Genomic DNA, 13,064 nt, shown 5'->3' on the forward strand with positions numbered 1-13,064 from the left:
TGCTCGTGAGCTAGATGGACGAGTTGAACTCGCCCGCTCCGGCGGGGCGCGCCTCGCGAACCTCTGTCACGCGACCGGTGAACCGCTGGACGCGGGGCTCACGCGTGTCGATCGTCGCGAGAGTGGCCGTCCGCTGGGTGGCCGGTCGAGTCGCGCCCGGTCGGCGGATCGGCTTCGTGCCCATAACGTTCATGAATTTCTCGTCCTCCTCAAGAGACCAATGCGTCATCAGTCCCTTGCCGACGAGATCCCGTGGCATGGGCCTGGTCATTGAGGTTCGGACGACACTGTAGGGCATGGTTCTATCATGCACGCCCTATACCATGCACGCCTCCGGGGGTAAAGGGTGCCTGTCCTCGCCGTGTTCCGCGCCAGGCGGCCTGGCGCGAATTCAAGATTGACGAGAGCATGACCGTTCCGTTGACTTCCCGGCATCCGTATGAGGTCTGCATGGCTGCGACGCCCGGCCCCAGCACTACGGTGAGTGATCGAGATCTGTCGCCGTTGTTCCAGGTGTGCGATGAGAAGGCGGTGACCCATCAGGGTGAGTCGTTCAAGGTCGTCCGTATGCAACTGGTCGTCCTGCTGCTCGCGACCGCCACCGCGTCACTGGCGGAGCGGGTCGGGAGCCGGGTGCCCTCGGCCGTCGCGGCCGTGCTGTACGGCCTGACCATCGGGATCGGTGTCTATGTGTCCCGGCGCCGAGCGCGGGCGCAGTGGCAGGCGCACCGGGCTGCGGCCGAGGTGGTCAAGTCGCTGGCCTGGCAGTTCATGGTCCACGGGGGACCGTTCCCCTCACGACTCGTCAATCCCGAGGCGATGTTCGCCGAACGGCTGGAGGAACGGCTCAGCGAGCTGCGCAAGGTGGGGTGGGAGGACCCCCGCGAGTCCGTCACCGAGCTCGGGCTCGGGCAGATCACGCCGAGGATGCGCGCGGTGCGCGCCAAGGCGTTCGCGGCGCGGCGCGACATCTATCTCCGTGACCGGGTGCTGAACCAGCTGGCCTGGTACGGCGGCAAGGCCGGGCAGGCGCACCAGGCGTCCGTGCGCTGGTCGGGCGTCACCACGACCCTGACCGCGGTGGCCCTGGTCACCGCTGTGGCCCGGGCCCTGGGGGTCATCGGCAGCCGCTGGGACCCGACCGGTGTCCTCAGCGCGGCCGCCGCGGCCGGTGTCGCCTGGCAGGAGGTACGGCGCCACCGCCCGTTGACGTACGCGCACAAGCTCGTCGAACAGGATCTGGACACCCTGCGCGTCACCATGACCACCACGGTCACGGAGGACGGGTGGGCCGACGCGGTCGCGGAGGCCGAGCGGCTGGTCTCGCCGCAGCACACGGACTGGCTGGTGCGGTTCGGGTCCTGACGCGGGGAGGGCACCCACGGGGCAGGGGGATCAGGCGCGGCGTACGCCCGGGCTCCACAGGACCGTCACCGGGACGCCCGTGAGGCGTGCGTAGTCGACGATGTCGGCCGTGCCGCCCAGGCCGCGGGCGGGGGCGCCGTCCCAGACGGCGATCATGCGGTCGGTGTGGTCGACGATGTAGCGGCCGGCCGCGTAGTACGCCTCCTCGTGGGTGCGTTCGTACGGCAGTTGCTCGCGTTCGGCGCAGCATTTGAGGAGACGGCGGTAGGCGGCGCGGACCTCGTCGTCGCCGAGGTGGGTCTCGTAGTCCATGCCCGGGATGACGGCGGTCAGTTGCAGACCGCTCTCCAGGGCGATCTCCGCGAACAGCTGATCCGCCCCGGCGGCGAGGCTGCTGAGGGCCCGGGTGCCGGAGGGGCGGCCGCGCAACTCCGCCCGGATGCCCGAGCGGACGGCGGACAGGGCGGCTTCCGGGATCTCCCGGTGTCCGGTGATACCGATCCGGGTCACGGGCCCTGGCATCCGTGCGCTCACCTCCGTGGCCGTGTTCCTCCAAGTAACCCTAGCGGCGGGGCACTTCGGCGAGAACGACGCGTACGGGTGTTCGGTGGGGCGTCACGGGCTCACGGGGGCGACCGCCGGGAGACCGTCGTGGTGCCGACCGCCCTCGCGTGCTCCGGGTGCTGCCGCTCGTGGGCATGTTCGGAGAAGTGTTCGTAGGGGGTGTCGGCGGGGTGGTCTCGGGGCCGGCTCGGGTGCGTCGGTCAGTCGCCGACCGGGTCCAGGCTGATGGGTGCGATCCGGCCGTCCAGCATGGCGCCTACGCCGAGCGCGGCGCAGACGTCGGGCCGTTCGGCGATGTGGACCGGCATCCCGGTGGCGTGGCGGAGCATCTGGTCGAAGCCGGGGAGCAGGGCGCTGCCGCCGACCATCATGATGCCGCGGTCGGCGAGGTCGGCCACCAGGTCGGGCGGGCAGTCGCGGAGCACCTTGCCGATGCCGTCGACCACGGCGGTGAGGGGGGTCTGGATGGCGTCCCGTACGGCCGCGGTGTCCACCTGCACGGAACGGGCCAGTCCCGTCGCCACGTCCAGGCCGTGGATCTCGGTGGAGGTGGGGCCGTGCGGGGTGAGGCCGTTGCCGGAGAGGGCCAGCTGGAGCGGCCGTACGGACTGGCTCGGCAGCGTCAGTTCGTGGCGCAGACGCAGGTGCTGCACGATCGCGTGGTCGATGGTCTCGCCGCCGACGGGGATGCGTACCGCGCTGACGACCGAGCCGAGCGAGAGGACGGCGAGTTCGGTGGCGCCCGCCCCGCACACCATGATCATGGTGGCCTCGGGCTGCTCCACCGGCAGACCGCAGCCGACCGCCGCCGCGATGAGGGTGTCCACCAGTTCCACCCGGCGGGCGCCGAGGCCCACCAGGGTCTCGATCGTGGCGCGTTGGGCGAGTGGGTCCGCGCCGTGCGGGGTGCAGGCGGCGGCGCGCAGCACGGGCTTGCGGCGCAGTGTGCGGCGGACCCGGTCGCCCAGCAGCTGGCGCAGCATGCGCTGGGCCATCTCGATGTCGACCACCGTGCCGCCCGAGACGGGGCGGACGACCCGGATGTAGTCGGGCGTACGGCCCGTCATCTTCTCCGCGAACTCCCCGACCGCGATCAACGCGCCCGTCCGGGTGTTCACGGCGGCGACGCTCGGCTGGTCGACGACCAGGCCCGCGCCCTTCACATACACCCGGGTTCGCGCGGCCCCGAGGTCGACGCCGAAGTGGCAGCGGCGCAGCTGCTCCAGACTGGCGGTCATCGCGGTCATTGCGGATCCTCCCGAGAGCACGGACCGTACGGACCGCCGCCGGTCGGCGGTTCCCTGGTTCCCTTTGCATCGTGCGGGGGGCGGGAGCGGGGTGCCTGTTGGGGTGGGCCGGGTGGGGGTGCGGCTGGACGGGTGGTTCAGCGCGTGTCGGTGTCGGTTGGGGCGACCGTCGTCGGTCGGGTGTGGGTGAGGGCGGGGGCGTCAGTCGGGTGTGGGTGGTGTCGTCGGGTCGACGATTCCCCGTACGACTCCCAGCTCCACCAGGTCCTGCGGTCGTACCCGCAGTTCGTCCGCTGTCGCCCGGACCAGGGTCTCCGGCCGTTTCAGGATCGCCGCCGCCAGTTCCGGGGCGATCACCGAGAAGTAGGAGTCGGGGGTGGCCCAGGTGTGGGTGGGGGAGGCGAGGGCGAGGGCTCCGCCGGAGCCGCCCTCGCCGATGAGGAGGGTGGTGACGGGGGTGCGGGCGCTCGCGACGGTGGTGAAGAGGGCGGCGATGGCGGGGCCCGCGCCCTGGCGTTCCGCTTCGGCGTCGTTCGCGGCGCCGGGGGTGTCGATCAGGGTCAGGACGGGGATGCCGAGGCGGTCGGCGAGGCGGATGAGGCGGGTGGCGGTGCGGTAGCCCGCCGGGCGGGTCGCGGTGCCGCACTGGGCCGCGTAGGCGACGGTCCGCCCGTCGTGTTCGCCGAAGCCGCAGAGCATGCCGGGGTCGGTGCCGCCGGCCCGGTCACCGCTGAGCGGTGCGCGGCGGGTGAAGTAGGCGTCCAGGTAGGCCTCGGCCCGGGGGCGGTGGGGGGAGCGGGCACGTTGCACGGCTTCCCAGCCGGTGCTGGGCAGGGGGGTTTCGTGGGGGTGCGGGCCGCGGAGTGCGTGGGGTGGGCGTGCGGGGTCCTTGGACGGGCCGGTCAGGAGGGTCAGCCACAGGGACAGGGTGTCGCGCAGGTCGTCCGGGTGGACCACCGCGTCCACGGAGCCCGCCGTGACCTGGGAGTCCGCCGTGTACGCCGCCCGGTCCGCGTCCGGTGGGCGGACCCGGGAGCCGGCGAAGCCGATCTGGGCCTCCGGCAGGGCCAGGACGATGTCGGCGCCGGCGCCGAGGGCCGCCCAGCCGCCGCCCGTCGTCGGATCGCGGAGCACCGCGATCTGCGGCAGTCCCGCCTCGCTCGTCAGCGCCGACTCCCGTGCCACGCGCTGGAGTTGGGTCAGCGCGCGCATGCCCTCCTGCATACGGCTGCCACCCGTCGCGATCAACGAGACCACCGGGAGGCGGTGTTCACGGGCGTAGGTGTACGCCGCCTCCAGCCGGTCGCCGGTGCGCTCGCCGAGCGAGCCGCCGAGGAAGCCGAACTCGAAGGAGATGAGCACGGCCGCCGTACCGGTGCGGACGGCGGTGCCGGTCGCTTCGGCCCCTCCTTCCGTACGCGCTTCCGTACGCGTCCGGTCGCCGATCCACGCGCGGCCCCACACCACCGACTCCTCCTCCCCGGTGCGGGCCGTCGCGCGGGCGCGTGCGGTGTCGTAGTCCTGCCAGGCGAGGGGGCCGTCGGGGGTGTACTCCCTTTGCGGCGTGGGGAGTTCGGTGAAGTCGTCCGTCAGGAGGGCCAGGGCCTCGCGGGCCGAGAAGCGGCGGTCGGTCATGCGGACGCGTCCGTCGTCAGCGCCCGCTTCATGATCTTGCCCATGTCGTTGCGGGGGAGGGCGGCGAGGTAGTGGACGGTCCGGGGGCGCTTGTGAGGGGAGAGGAGGGTGGCGACATGGGACGCCAACTCCGCCGCCGGGGGCGGGGATCCGGGATCCTGCGGCACGATCCAGGCGACCACGCGTTCGCCGAGGTCGGGGTCCGGCGCGCCGGTGACGGCCGCCTCCCGTACGCCCGGGTGCTCCAGGAGCGCGTTCTCGATCTCACCCGCGCCGATCTTGTACCCGCCGCTCTTGATGAGGTCGGTGGCCTTGCGGCCGACGATGCGCACATAGCCGTCGGGGTCGCGGACGGCCATGTCGCCGGTGCGGAACCAGCCGTCGGCGGTGAACGCGGCGGCGGTCGCGTCGGGGCGGTTGAGGTACTCGGTGAAGAGGTTCGGGCCGCGCACCTGGATCTCGCCGACCGACTCGCCGTCGTCCGCGGTGAGGGGAGTGCCGTCGTCCTCGACCAGCCGCAACTCCACGCCGGGCAGGGGGACTCCGACCGTGCCGGCGCGGGGTTCGCCGTCGGCGCGGACGCTGGTGTTCATGAGTGTCTCGGTCATGCCGTACCGCTCGATCACCCGGCGGCCCGTCGCCGCCGCGATCCGCTCGTGGTCGTGCAACGGCAGCGCGGCCGAGCCGGAGACGAGGAGGCGGGCGCCGCCGAGTGCCTTCGCCAGTTCCGGGTCGCCGGGCAGGGTCTCCGCGATGCGGTGGTACATCGTCGGGACGCCGAACAGCATCGTCGCGCCGGACGACAGCTCCCGGGCCACCGCGGTCGTGTCGAACCTGCCGAGGTGGCGGACCGCGCCGCCGCGCCGCAGCGGGCCGAGGATGCCCAGGATCAGGCCGTGCACATGGAAGAGCGGCAGGGCGTGGACCAGGACGTCGTCTGCGGTCCACTGCCAGGCGTCGGCCAGCGCGTCCAGAGTGGTCGCGATGGCGCGGCGGGGGATGACGGCGCCCTTGGGCGGGCCGGTCGTTCCGGAGGTGTAGACGATGAGGGCGGGGGCGGCGGGGGTCGGTTCCCCTGTCGGTTCGTCCGTGGGCGCCGGGCGGGATGTCGAGTCGTCCCGTACGTCGATGTCCAGGCGCTCCAACTCGGCCAGTGCGGACGGCAGTTCGACGTCGGGGGCGGTGAGGATCAGTGCGGGGGTGCTGTCCTTCAGGATGTGCCCCAGCTCGCTCTGGCCCGACTTCGGGTTGAGCGGTACGGCGGGGACGCCGGCCCGTAGCGCGGCCACGACGCCCACCGCCGTCTCCAGCGTCGGTGTCGCCCAGACGGCCACGCGGCCCGCGTCGCGGATCCGGGCGGCGAGCGCGTCGGTCACGGCCGCGAGTTCCGCGTACGTCAGGGACCGGTCGCCGAAGCGCAGGGCGGGGCGTTCGGGGGTTCGGGCTTCGCCGGTGAGGGCCGGGAAGAGAGAGGACACGTTCCGTACTCCTTGGTCGTCGGTCGTCGGTCGTCGGTCGTCGCCGTTCGAGGTGTCGCGCTGCCCTTGCGGCTCCCCGATCCTCGGGGTTCCCCGAGGGGTTACCCGAATCCCGGCACCACCAGCACCAGCCACACCACGGCGGGCACCACGGCCACCACGATCCCTCCGTAGATCATCAGCTGTCGGAAGAAACGCTCGCGGTCCACGTCCGGCGCGGCGGCCAGGACCAGCGCGCCGTTGGTGGAGAAGGGACTGACGTCCACGACCGTCGCGGAGACGGCGAGTGCCGCGATCATGCCGACCGCACCGATCTCGCCCTGGGCCAGGAACGGTACGGCCAGGGGGATCAGGGCGCCCATGATGCCGACGGAGGAGGCGAACGCCGAGACGACGGCGCCGATGTAGCAGAGGAGCACGGCGGCGAGGAGGGGGATGCCGATGCCGCCGACGCCCTCGCCGGCCCAGGTGATGGTGCCCATCTCGTCGAGTACGCCCACGTAGGTGAGGACGCCGCAGATGAGGAGGACCGTGGACCAGGCGATCTGGGTCACCGCCTTGCGGCTGTCGTCCGGCCAGAGGGCGCTGAGGAGGGCGGCGAGGGTGACGGCGGTGAGGCCAGCGTCCAGGTCGAAGGCGAGGACCGCGACGACCAGGGCCGCGAGGGAGGCGAGGGTGGCCGTGATGGCGGGGGTGAGCGGGGTGTCGGGCTCTGGGTCCGGGGCCGGGTCCGGGGCCGGGTCGGTCTCGGAGACCGAGACAGAGACAGAGGCGGAGGCGGAGGGAGGGGTAGGGGCCGCGGCTGTAGCCGTGGCGGTGGCAGAGACAGGGGCAGGGGCAGGGACAGGCGCTGAGACAGGGGCTGAGGTCAGTTTCAGGCCGCCGAAGAGGACGAACACCACCCCCGCGATCACCAGGTTGGCGATCAGGGACGTCAGGAAGAGGAACAGCTCGTTGCCGGGCAGGTTCTCGCGCTCGACGATCCCGTTGACGATCGTGCCGTAGATGCTGATGGGGGAGAAGCCGCCGCCCTGCGCGCCGTGGACGACCATCGCGCCCATCAGCAGGGGGCTGATGTTGTAGCGCGAGGCGAAGCTGAGGGCGATGGGGGCGACGATCGCCACCGCCGCCGGACTGACCGCGCCGATCGCCGTCAGCGCGGCGGTGAGGAAGAACATCACCCACGGGATCAGCGCCACCCGCCCCCGAACGAGCCGGATCGAGGCGTGGACCAGCCAGTCGGTGGTGCCGTTGGCGCGGGCCATCGCGAAGAGATAGGTGACGCCGACGAGGACGACGAAGAGGTCACCGGGGAACCCGGCGAAGATGCCGTCCGCGTCGAGGTCGGCGACGAGTTCGCCCACTCCGAAGGCGGCGGCGAAGGCCAGCGCGCCCATGTTCACGGAACGGGTCGTGGCGATGACGAACACCACGGCGAGGACGAGGATCGAGATCAGTTCGGGGGACATACGGGCTCCCGTCGTTGGGTCCCGGAACGGCACAGGGAGGGGAGGAGGGGGAGGGGGCGAGGTGCGGGCAGAGGGACTGGGGGCGTGTGGGCAAGTGGTCGAGTGGCTGAGCCACTTACGGTTGGTCAGCGTGCGGGCGTACGAGGGTGGCGTCAAGGGGGTGCGCGTAAATTGGTTCAGCCACTCGACCACCGCTCCACTGGCTCCACCCGGTGTTACGCTCCCGACGAGCGACGCCGGACGAGCGGCACACGCACTGCGAGCAGCACGAGCAGCATCGAGCAGCACGAGGGGGAATCGTGAGCGACGCCCTGCGCCCCATGGCCAAGCAGCGGCTCTACGAGCAGGTCCTCGACCGGCTGCGGCAGTACGTCGCCGAGGGCGGTCTGAGGGCCGGTGACCGGCTGCCGCCCGAGCGGGACCTGGCCCAGCGGCTCGGGGTCAGCCGGGCCTCGGTCAAGCAGGCCATCGTGGTGCTGGAGGTCCAGGGGCTGGTGGAGGCCCGGCACGGTGGCGGCACGTACCTCGTGCGGGACAGCCTGGACGTGGAGCCGGTCGAGAGGATGGTCGAACGGCGTCAGCGGTTGCCCGATGTGCTGGAGGCCCGCGAGGCGCTGGAGACGAAGCTCGCCGAACTGGCCGCCGAGCGCCGCACGGAGGACGACCTGACCGCGATGCGGGACGCCCTCACGCACATGGCCGGCGAGATCGAGCGGGACGGGCACGGCATCGAGGGCGACCGGCTGTTCCACGCGGCGGTCACGGCGGCCGCGCACAGCAGTCTGCTCGCCGAGTTCATGCGCTCCATCGCCGACCAGATCGCCGAGAGCCGCACCGAGTCGCTGCGGCAGCCCGGCCGCCCCGACCGTTCGCTCGCCCAGCACCAGGCGATCCTCGACGCCATCGCCGCCCGGCAGCCCAAGCAGGCGGCCACCGCGATGCGCCGCCATGTCCGCACGGTCGCGAAGGTCCGCCTGCTGGACTGGGACCCGGGCGACTCACCGTCCTGAGCCCGCCCCCGCCCCGCCCTCCTGAGCCCGCCCCGCCCCGCCCTCCTGAGCCCGCTCCCGTCCGCCGTTGTCAGTGGCGGTCAGTACAGTCGGCCACCGGCGAGTCGGCAGGTGCCGACGGGTCCACAGAAGCGGCGGAGGACGGTCGTCGGCGGAGAGCCGGCGGGCGAGCGTGGGGGAATGCGGGGCGGCGGTGCGGGAGTTCGCGGGGGAGTTCGAGACCCATCTGACAGTGGCGGCCGGATCCGTGGCCGGTGACGAGGACCGGATACGGCGGTGGGCGGAGCGTCACCGGGTCAAGTACACCCGGATCGTGCTCGACCGGGGAGCGGTGCCCGACCAGCCGATGCTGACGGTCCGTGGCCAGGGGGCGCTGTCGGCGCAGCGCGCGGCCGCGTCCGTGTGGGTCGAACGGCTGGGCGCCGAGGGGTTCGTGGTGGCCCGGGTGAAGATCGAGGCCACACCCTGGAACGCGGACGTGCCCCGGACGGCCGCCGAGGCCCGCGCCCTCTCTCCCGGCTGCTACTTCGAGCACCATGTGAAGCTCGCCCTCGCCGACGACACCGAGGTGGCGACGGTCCGCGCCCTCGCCGAGCGCCATGAGGCCCATGTGTCGCGCAACGCCCGCCGCGAGCTGGGCGCCACCGACCGAGCGGGCGGACAGCGGGGCGGCGCCGGGGGCGACGGGCCGGACGGTCGGCCCGCACGCGGGCACGAGCGTTTCGTCACCCAGCGCTGCCGTGACGTCGGCCGGCCCGAGGCCCGCCGCCGTCTCGACGCCCTCCTCGACGCGCTCGCGACGGCGGAGTTCAAGGCGGTGGAGGTGGAGGAGGAGTTCGTCGTCCACGACGACCGCCCGCAGTTGGACGCCGGGTGGATAAGGGAGCGGACGCGCATCGGCACCGCCCCGCTCGGCGAGCGGCGGACGGATGTGCGTGCCGATGAGCCGGCGGACGCCCGGTGACCGGGTCCCGGGCGGGCGAAGGAGCCCGGTCCCCGGACGACGAGCGGTGGCGGGCCGCGCACCGGGCCGTGCTCGACCACCTGCTCCGTCTCGTCGCCGAGTACTCGCCCCTGGGGGAGGACCTGGTGCTGCGCGGCAGCATGGTCATGTCGGCGTGGGTGGGGGCCGAGGCGCGCGAGCCCGCCGACCTCGACTGGATCGTGCCCCTGCCCCTGCTGGTCCCGGTGGACCCCGCGCACCCCTACCCGTACGTGGACGGGCTGGAGTCCGTACAGCAGTGGCCGGAGGCGGCCGACGGGGCCGGGCGGTACGAGATCTGGAGGTTCGAGGAGTTCGACACCGGGGGCCTGCGGCCGATGGTCCCGCCCGACGGGCTGCACTGGGTCTTCGAGGCGGAGCCCGAGGAACGCCCGCCGCATCTGGCACTGCTCGACCTGGTGCGGGAGCGGCCGGTCGCCGCGCCGGGCGTGGTGCTCGACGTGAACGGCGCCCGGCCCGACGGCATCTGGACCTACGTGGAGTACGAGACCCCCGGCGTCCGTCTCACCATCCCCTGGGCGGCGGAGGGCCTGCCGCCCGGTGAGGCGCGGCTGGACTTCGCCCGGGACGAGCCGCTCCCGGAGCTTCCCGTGTGGACGGCGATACCCCGCGCCGACGGCAGCGGCCGGACCGTCGTGCGCACCCCGGGCCCCGCGCTGTCGCTCGCCTGGAAGCTCCTGTGGCTGCACACCGACTGCGCCACCGAGGGCCACGCCCGGGCCAAGGACCTCCATGACGCCGTCCTCCTCGCCGAGGCCGAGGTCACCCGGCTCTCCCCGCGCCTGCTCCACAAGGTCTTCCGCCGTGCGCCCGGCGCCGGCACCCCGGCCTACGCCGACGCCCTGCGCGTGGACACGCTCGTCCTCGACGCCGAGGACTGGGCGGACTTCCGCACCGCCCACCCCCGGGTGCGGGGCACGGCCGAGGAGTGGGTGGAGCGCCTGGGCCGAGCGCTGGAACGGGTGCCGGCGCCGCCCGCGGCGCGGCGGAAGGGCAGGGGACGTGCGGCCGGCGCCTCCTAGCGCTCCCCGCGCACCCCGTTCGTCACCACGTCCGCCACCACGCAGCTCACGTTGTCCGGGCCGCCCGCCTCGTTCGCCTCGGTGACGAGGGCGCGTACGGCGGTCTCGGGGTCGGGGGCCGAGGACAGGGTGCGCCGGAGGGCCGGGTCGGGGACGACCGACGAGAGGCCGTCTGAGCACAGGAGATAGCGGTCGCCGGGGTGGGCGTCCTGGAGGCGCAGGTCGGGCGTGCCGGTCGCCCCGCTGTTGGTCAACGCCTTGAGGAGCAGGGCGGGTTGGGGGTGCGCGGTGGCCTCCTCCGGCGTCAGCCGGCCCTCGTCGATCATCGACTGGACGACGGTGTGGTCATGGGTGATCCGGAACAGTTCGCCGTCGCGCAGCAGATACGCGCGGGAGTCGCCGATGTGGACGAGGGCGAGCTGCGAACCGGTCCAGAGCATCGCCGTCAGGGTGGTGCCGTCGTCCCCGGTCCCCGCGACGCCCCGTACGGCGTCGCTCGCGCCCCGCACCGCGTCCTCCAGCAGGTTCAGCACACTGCCCGCCGGTAGGGTCTCGCGGTCCAGCGTCTTCAGCGCCTCCACGGCGGCCGTGCTCGCGGGTGCCCCGGCGGGGCCGAAGCCGTCGGCGACGGCGAGGACGCGGGTGCCGGCGTAGGCGGTGTCCTGGTTGGCTGCGCGTACCAGGCCGGTGTCGGAGAGGGCGGCGTAACGGAGTTCGAGCATCGCGGTGTCCTCCTCGGACGGGTGGGTGAGGTGGTCCACGAGGAAGGCCGCCAGGTCGCGCCGGGTCGCCATCTCGGCCTCGACACCGGCCCAGTACGCCCGGATCTCCCGGGCCGCGGGGCCCGGCTCCAGCGCGCACACCGTACGGATACGGGCCAGCGGCATCCCGAGCCGGCGGAGCCAGGCCACCAGCCGGGCCCGCTCCAACTGCTCGGCGGCGTAGTAGCGATAGCCGGTGTCGGGGTCGACGCGGGCGGGCCGCAGCAGCTCCAGCTCGTCGTAGAGCCGCAGTGCCTTCGGTGACAGCCGGCACGCCTTGGCGAAGGCCCCGATCGTCAGCATGTCCATGGCTCCCCCTGGCTCTTGTGGTCCTGGCGTTCCTCGTTCCGCGATCGATGCTGGGGCTTCACCGAAGGTGAAGGTCAAGCGATGGTGCGGAGCCAAGCCGATCATCCGTTATCTTTTCGTGACTGACTCGGCCACATCCGATCACATACTGATCACACTCTGAAGGAACATGAGCGCGCACAAGGCAACACGTTCTCGCACCCGCAGCCGTACCAGCACCCGCCGTCGTCGGCGGAAGGTTCGTGCGCCGCGGGCGAGAGTGCCTCTGTGGAGCGGGCTCGGGGCGGTGGCGGTCGTCGGTGTCGCCGGTTTAGCCGCGGTGGGGTGGGTGGGCGGCGGCACGGGCGAGACGGCCGGCGGGTCCGGGGCGACCACGTCCGCCGAACCCTCGCCCGAGCGCTCCAGGCGCTCACCCGGTCCCAGCCGGAGTGCCGACGCCGACGCCGACAAGGGTGCGTCCGGTGGTCCCTCCTCCTCGCCCAGCTCGTCGCCGAGCGACTCAGGTTCCCCCTCGCCCAGCGACTCGCCCGTCACCATCCCCAGGACCGGGCCCGGCACGTTCACCACGGCCTCCGGCGGCAGCCCCAAGGTGGGGAAGGGCACGCCCCTGCGCTACCGGGTCGACGTCGAGAAGGGACTGTCGCTGTCGGCAGCCGAGGTCGCCGACGAGGTCGAGGCCGTGCTCGCCGACCCGCGCGGCTGGACCGCCGACGGCAGATCGGCGTTCCAGCGGGTCTCCGGCGGCCCCACCGACTTCGTCGTCAAGGTGGCGACCCCCGGTACCGTCGACGCGTTCTGCCGCCGGGTCGGGCTGAACACCCGCGGCGAGTTCAACTGCCAGGCCGGCGACGACGTCATGGTCAACCTCGAACGCTGGGAACTGGCGACCCCCGTCTACGCCGAGGACGTCGAGGCCTACCGCGCCCTGATCATCAACCACGAGGTCGGTCACTTCCTCGGCCAGGGCCACGTCACCTGCCCCGGCGAGGGCAAGCCCGCCCCGGCGATGATGCAGCAGATCAAGGGCATGAAGGGCTGCGTCCCCAACGTCTGGCCGTACGACAGCGACGGCCGCTTCCTCACCGGGCCCTCGGTGCCGTGAGCCGGCACGGGCCCACGACGACCGGCCGCCCGTGGAACCCGGTCCCGTCCCGTCATGTCACCCGCGGTTGTTAGCCTGCGCCGGAGACCCGCATTCCGG

The 13,064-nt window shown here is 72.8% G+C and carries 12 protein-coding genes; 5 read left to right on the forward strand and 7 right to left on the reverse strand.

The features are described from left to right. Positions 1-10: 10 nt before the first annotated feature. A complete protein-coding gene (locus HW837_RS25315; protein ID WP_218162081.1) occupies positions 11-298 on the reverse strand; it encodes a hypothetical protein in 288 nt (95 codons plus the stop codon). 152 nt (positions 299-450) lie between these two features. On the opposite strand from HW837_RS25315, the gene HW837_RS25320 reads away from it, so the two are divergent. Then, positions 451-1,365, forward strand: a complete 915-nt coding sequence (locus tag HW837_RS25320; RefSeq protein WP_045557848.1) for a DUF4231 domain-containing protein — start codon at positions 451-453, stop codon at positions 1,363-1,365. Between the two features lie 30 nt (positions 1,366-1,395). Here the strand turns inward: HW837_RS25320 and HW837_RS25325 are convergent, their stop codons facing one another. From HW837_RS25325 to HW837_RS25345, 5 genes are all read right to left on the reverse strand, one after another. After that, positions 1,396-1,887 (reverse strand): hypothetical protein, encoded by a 492-nt coding sequence (locus tag HW837_RS25325; protein WP_196789368.1) that lies wholly within the window; start codon positions 1,885-1,887, stop codon positions 1,396-1,398. A gap of 242 nt (positions 1,888-2,129) precedes the next feature. Beyond that, on the reverse strand, positions 2,130-3,167 hold the full coding sequence (locus HW837_RS25330; RefSeq protein WP_045558044.1) for a rod shape-determining protein: 1,038 nt from the start codon (positions 3,165-3,167) through the stop codon (positions 2,130-2,132). 210 nt (positions 3,168-3,377) lie between these two features. Further along, entirely contained in the window at positions 3,378-4,811 is a 1,434-nt protein-coding gene (locus HW837_RS25335) for a carboxyl transferase domain-containing protein (protein WP_193380046.1), read from the reverse strand. After that, positions 4,808-6,289: an acyl-CoA synthetase gene (locus HW837_RS25340; protein ID WP_045557851.1), complete on the reverse strand. Its 1,482-nt coding sequence runs from the start codon at positions 6,287-6,289 to the stop codon at positions 4,808-4,810. Before HW837_RS25340 ends, HW837_RS25335 begins: the two co-directional genes overlap by 4 nt. 101 nt (positions 6,290-6,390) lie before the next feature. Next, positions 6,391-7,758 carry an SLC13 family permease gene (locus HW837_RS25345; protein WP_045557852.1) on the reverse strand — a complete coding sequence of 456 codons (1,368 nt, stop codon included), beginning with the start codon at positions 7,756-7,758 and terminating at the stop codon, positions 6,391-6,393. Between the two features lie 299 nt (positions 7,759-8,057). On the opposite strand from HW837_RS25345, the gene HW837_RS25350 reads away from it, so the two are divergent. The 3 genes from HW837_RS25350 to HW837_RS25360 all read left to right on the forward strand — a co-directional run bounded on the left by HW837_RS25350 (position 8,058) and on the right by HW837_RS25360 (position 10,793). Next, on the forward strand, positions 8,058-8,768 hold the full coding sequence (locus tag HW837_RS25350; protein WP_045557853.1) for a FadR/GntR family transcriptional regulator: 711 nt from the start codon (positions 8,058-8,060) through the stop codon (positions 8,766-8,768). A 193-nt stretch (positions 8,769-8,961) separates the two neighbouring features. Further along, entirely contained in the window at positions 8,962-9,732 is a 771-nt protein-coding gene (locus HW837_RS25355) for a hypothetical protein (protein WP_193380045.1), read from the forward strand. Beyond that, positions 9,729-10,793 (forward strand): nucleotidyl transferase AbiEii/AbiGii toxin family protein, encoded by a 1,065-nt coding sequence (locus tag HW837_RS25360; RefSeq protein WP_045557855.1) that lies wholly within the window; start codon positions 9,729-9,731, stop codon positions 10,791-10,793. The genes HW837_RS25355 and HW837_RS25360 overlap by 4 nt, the downstream gene beginning before the upstream one ends. Here the strand turns inward: HW837_RS25360 and HW837_RS25365 are convergent. Next, entirely contained in the window at positions 10,790-11,863 is a 1,074-nt protein-coding gene (locus tag HW837_RS25365) for a MerR family transcriptional regulator (protein ID WP_193380044.1), read from the reverse strand. The two genes, HW837_RS25360 and HW837_RS25365, sit on opposite strands and share 4 nt — an antisense overlap. Positions 11,864-12,149: 286 nt before the next feature. Here HW837_RS25365 and HW837_RS25370 point away from each other — a divergent pair, with 286 nt between their 5' ends. Further along, positions 12,150-12,965 carry a DUF3152 domain-containing protein gene (locus HW837_RS25370; protein WP_313895580.1) on the forward strand — a complete coding sequence of 272 codons (816 nt, stop codon included), beginning with the start codon at positions 12,150-12,152 and terminating at the stop codon, positions 12,963-12,965. Positions 12,966-13,064 lie beyond the last annotated feature (99 nt).

It is taken from the genome of Streptomyces caniscabiei, assembly GCF_014930365.1.
In the GTDB taxonomy this organism is placed as follows: domain Bacteria; phylum Actinomycetota; class Actinomycetes; order Streptomycetales; family Streptomycetaceae; genus Streptomyces; species Streptomyces caniscabiei.